Origin of the sequence: uncultured Algoriphagus sp. (assembly GCF_963974835.1) — a bacterium.
GTDB lineage: Bacteria > Bacteroidota > Bacteroidia > Cytophagales > Cyclobacteriaceae > Algoriphagus.
This window is the reverse complement of the sequence record NZ_CAXBET010000033.1, coordinates 1-3,379: the sequence shown is the minus strand read 5'-3', so window position 1 is coordinate 3,379 and position 3,379 is coordinate 1. Positions and strand designations below refer to the sequence as shown.

The following is a 3,379-nucleotide window of genomic DNA, read 5'->3' as shown; positions in this document are numbered from 1 at the left end:
GCCATTTCCTGTACCTTTTCCGACAACACCCCCAGGTCCTCTCCATATAGTTTAACCGCAATATCTTCTCTAACCCCCTCTAATAATTCGTTGAACCTTAATTCTACAGGTTGCGTAAACACAAGGTTTACCCCAGTAAGTTCTTTATTGAGTTTTTCCTTGATTTGCGCTATAAGTCCTTCTTTAGTTTCAGCGGTTGTCCAATTATCCTTATCTTTTTCAAGAATCAGGTACATATCTGCGATATCCATCGGCATTGGATCTGTTGGGATGTCCGCTACTCCAATTCTTGCTGTTGCTGTTTTAATTTCAGGAAAATTTTCTAGAAGGATATTTTCTATTTTTTTGGAAACTTCAATAGACTCTGTTAATGAACTTCCTGGTCTGATTAAAGCCTGCATTGCAATATCCCCTTCATCCAGTTGAGGCACAAATTCTCCTCCCATTCTGGAAAAAAGGAAACCGGCTAATACAAGTAGAACAGCAGCAGCACCTACAACAATGAGCTTCAGTTTTAATGCCCCTTTCAGTAAAGGCATATATACCCTTTGTATTCCACCAATTATCTTATCACTTATCCTTTCCAGCCAGCGTTCAAACCTTCCAAACCAGTTCTTTTTATTCTGAATGGGTTTCATAAATAGGGCAGACATCATAGGGACATAGGTAAGGCATAAGAAAATAGCACCTATCATGGCAAAACCGAAAGTGTACGCCATCGGCTTAAACATTTTACCTTCTACCCCCGTAAGAAAAAGTATAGGCGTGAATACAATAAGAATTATAATCTGTCCAAAAAATGCGGAACTCATCATCGTGCTCCCAGCATCATAGGCTACTTCATCCATTTTAGCCTGATTGAATTTCACCTTGCCAGATCTTATCCGTTTTTGTATTTCATACACGGTTCCCTCGATGATAATCACTGCACCGTCTATAATGATTCCAAAGTCAATAGCGCCCAAACTCATTAGATTGGCCCAGACATTGAATTGTTTCATTAAAATAAAAGCAAAAAGCAGTGATAAGGGAATAGTGGTAGCAGTAATAAGTCCACCTCTTAGACTACCTAATAACAATACCAGGGCAAAAATCACTATCAATGCACCTTCCAGTAAATTTGTTTTAACAGTATCGGTTGTTCGTGCTATTAATTCACTCCGATCAATAATTGGCTCTATGGTCAAACCTTCAGGAAGTGACTTTTCAACTTCTGCCATCCTATCTTTAACATCCTGAATTACGGCATTGGGATTGGCGCCTTTTAACATCATTATTATCCCGCCTACGGCTTCCTCTCCGTCTTGAGTGAAAGCTCCGTAGCGTACCTGATTTCCAAACTGAACATCTTCCGCAACATCTCCAATAGTTATCGGAATAGAATTTTCGGTAGTAATAGCAATTTTCCTTATATCCTCCAGTGAACGGATTAAACCTTCACCTCTAATAAAATTTGACATTTTATTTTTCTCAATATAAGCTCCACCGGTATTCACATTGTTTCGGGCCAGCGCCTCATAAACCTCAGAGATACTTATACCCATACTGTTTAATTTCTCAGGATTGATTGCTACCTCATATTGTTTTATGGAGCCTCCAAAAGAATTTACTTCCACCACACCTTCCAGCAAGGTAAGTTGTCGCTTGATTATCCAGTCCTGAATAGTTCGTAGTTCCATGGGAGAATATTCAGTTTCGTATCCCTCCTTTGGCTTTATGGTATACTCATAAATTTGACCCAATCCGGTTGAAATAGGTCCCATAGCAGGACTTCCAAATTTATCGGGAATGGTTTCTCCCAATTCATTAAGTTTTTCCTGTACTAGTTGACGAGGGAGATAAGTTCCCATATCATCTTTAAAAACAATAGTAACTACCGAAAGTCCAAACCGTGAAATAGAGCGAATCTCTGTAACTCCAGGTAAATTACCCATCGAAAGTTCTACGGGATAGGTTACAAATTGTTCAATATCTTCTGTGGCAAGATTTGGCGACTGGGTGATCACCTGAACCTGATTGTTAGTAATATCTGGCACCGATCCCAGGTTGACGGTCATCATGGACCAAATACCCGTCCCTATCAGCGCTAAGGTAAGTAGTCCAATAATAAATTTATTATTAATGGAAAATGCGATTATCTTATTAATCATATAAATAAAAATTTAATTCAGTTAAAATTCTTGATAATAATTTTGTGCCTAACAAAATCTATCAATAGGACCAAGGATCTAGTATGAGAACCAGGATTTGGTCAAAAAAGGATATAATTATCCTTTAAAAAAACTGAATTAAACTTTTGGAGGATCTAAAAAGGAAAGAATAGGTTCTTCCACTGAGCTGTCAAAATGGACAAAGGCTTTTGATGGAATTTCAATAATCAAAGCCTTGAAATTTGAAGAACCGAAATCTACTGTATGCACATGGCAGCAATGGCAACTACAAAAAGGAGGGCATAAATCTGCTACTTTATCATGTGAATAGTCGATATCTAAATTCTGCGTAGCAACCACTGTTACTTCTGAATCAGAAATCACTTGTGAAGTGTCACTATCATTACAGGCTAATAAGTTAAGCCCGAATATATATAGAGATAATATGACAGCGATAATTTTCACACTACAAAGATAAAAAAAAATCAATGCACAGATTGTGCAAAAAGAATAGGAACAGATTTCAAAAGGTTTATCACATAATTTGATAATAATTTCAATTAAAAAATTACCAAGATCTTATACTGAAGAATTAGAACATTGTTTTTTAATAAGCTATTTAATGAAATAGAGAATTATACAAATCCTTCAAATTACTAAGTTACACTTCGAATGAGATAGGAAATATCCCCAAATAATGTTAATTAACATTATTTTCTATTCAAATTTGGCTTTCCAAAAATGTTGTACCTATGTTGTACCCAGTCCATAAAAAAAGGCCTTACATTTCTGTAAAGCCTTGTCATTGCTAGTAGCGGGAACTGGACTCGAACCAGTGACCTTCGGGTTATGAGATCTCTTAGTTTTAATTTAAATTTTTTATTAGCAAAGTTTTTATTACTCTTATTTGACTTAGGTACAATTTGATGTTTTCAGGAATTTAGCAAAATACCCCAAACAACCTTAAAGAAAATTATAGTCTAAGGAAATTATGAAATGTCGGGAAGATGTCGGGAAACTATCACGAATAAAACAAAAAAGCCTTGAAAATCAGATGATTAACAAGGCTTTAAGTACTCGGGACGGGACTTGAACCCGTACGGACACATTGTCCATTGGATTTTAAGTCCAACGTGTCTACCAATTCCACCACCCGAGCGTGGTAATTTTATGTATGAGCGAAAAACGGGATTCGAACCCGCGACCTCCACCTTGGCAAGGTGGCGCTC

General features: G+C 37.0%; 2 protein-coding genes and 1 tRNA gene. All 3 read right to left on the bottom strand.

Annotated elements, in window-relative coordinates; genetic code table 11:
- A partial coding sequence (locus AACZ73_RS23045; RefSeq protein WP_339881432.1) for a CusA/CzcA family heavy metal efflux RND transporter occupies positions 1 to 2,150 on the bottom strand: 2,150 nt, incomplete at its 3' end.
- Between the two features lie 138 nt (positions 2,151 to 2,288).
- Entirely contained in the window at positions 2,289 to 2,615 is a 327-nt protein-coding gene (locus AACZ73_RS23040; protein WP_225573949.1) for a DUF6660 family protein, read from the bottom strand.
- Positions 2,616 to 3,224: 609 nt separating this feature from the next.
- A tRNA-Leu gene (locus tag AACZ73_RS23035) sits at positions 3,225 to 3,309 on the bottom strand.
- Positions 3,310 to 3,379 lie beyond the last annotated feature (70 nt).